Annotated in this window: 2 protein-coding genes; both read left to right on the top strand. The window is 50.6% G+C overall.

The window, feature by feature from the left end; translation table 11 throughout:
• The coding region (locus AC2VLY_RS14415) for a paraquat-inducible protein A (protein WP_486922519.1) at positions 1-557 on the top strand (557 nt) is incomplete at its 5' end.
• Positions 550-1,508, top strand: a 959-nt coding sequence (locus AC2VLY_RS14410) for a PqiB family protein (protein ID WP_486892232.1), incomplete at its 3' end; no start/stop codon positions are given. The genes AC2VLY_RS14415 and AC2VLY_RS14410, both read left to right, overlap by 8 nt.

The raw sequence follows: 1,508 nt of genomic DNA, 5'->3' as shown, positions 1-1,508 counted from the left end.
CCCATCAGGAAGGACAAGCCTGCCCACGCTGCGCAGCCAGGGTCTGGCATTATAAACCCTACTCCACCATGCGGACCATGGCATTTACCCTGGCAGGATTTTTTTGTTATCCCTTCGCCTATCTTTATCCTATGGAATATAACTATCAAATAGGAAAAATGGAGGGCTATACGATTATGACCGGCGTCATGAAACTGATTGATGCGCACTTCCTGCTTTTTGCCGCCATCATTTTTATGGCCAGCATTGTGATTCCTTTTTTGAAGCTTTTTTCTTTGAGCTGGTTTTTTATTTCCGTACGGACCCACTCGGTCAAACAGCTCAGATTGAAAACCGCCATCTATCGTCTGATAAAAACCATTGGCCGCTGGTCACATGTCGATGTATTTACCGTTACCGTTTTTCTGCCCTTGATGCACTTATCCGGATTACTGGCGGTTTATGTGGGCGATGCACTTCCCGCCTTTCTCGCGGTAGTCGTCCTGACCATGATAGCGACAGAATTCTTTGATCCCCGCGCACTCTGGGCCGCTTATCTAATGGAACCTCATGAATAATCCTTTGCCAACTGCAAAAATTCGACGCTCCCGCTGGCCCGGTCTGATCTGGGCCGTGCCTGTCGCGGCCCTTGCCATTGTCGCCTGGCTGGCTTTACGCAGCTATATGGAACAGGGTCCGACAGTGACCGTGCAATTTCCGACTATGGGTGGCATCAAAGCTAACCATACCGTAGTGAAATATAGGGGCGTTACGGTTGGACATGTTACCGCTGTCAAGCTGTCAAAATCCCTTGGAGAAATTTCAGTTTCCATGCGTTTTGATAATTACATGGCGCATCATCTGGGCAAAGGTACACGCTACTGGGTTGCCGGTGAAAAAGTCAGTTTTTCCGACCTCAGCTCCCTCAAATCCATTATTGCCGGACCCTATATAGGTATTGACCCGCATAGTGGCCCCACACGCCATCATGTCATCGGACTGGATGAAGAACCTGTACTGAAAAGCGAATCCAAAGGTATCACCCTCATTTTGCACGCCCCGGAAAAAGGCAATATTTCTCGTGGAGCACCCATTTTGTTCCGGGGCGAACAGGTCGGTGAAATTCGCGGCGAAACCTTGCAAAAAAATGGGGAAGGGTTCGATATTTATGCCTTTATTCCCGAAACAAACCAGCATCTGGTCAATGCGCGCAGCCGTTTCTGGAGTTCAGGTAACATCGCTGTCAGTCTGTTTGGCGAGCACCCCGGCGTGCATATACCTGCCATTCCGGCATTAATCAGCGGGGCCATCAGTTTTTCCACCCCCAAAACCGGCAGCAGCGTGGACAATAATGCGCAATTTCCCCTTTATGCCAGTGCTGCTGCGGCTGAAAATGCGCCGGTCGAAAATGCCGTGGCCTATCAAATGCGCTTGCCCGGAGGTCCACAGGGCTTGAAAACCGGTGCCGCCGTCATGCTGGAAGGGGCCCGTGTGGGCAGCGTCACGGCTGTGCATATGTTTTTTGATAC

The sequence above is a fragment of the Acidithiobacillus sp. TH-A36 genome (assembly GCF_057473445.1).
The sequence above is the reverse complement of the archived record's forward strand: the minus strand, read 5'-3'. Positions and strand labels throughout refer to the sequence as shown.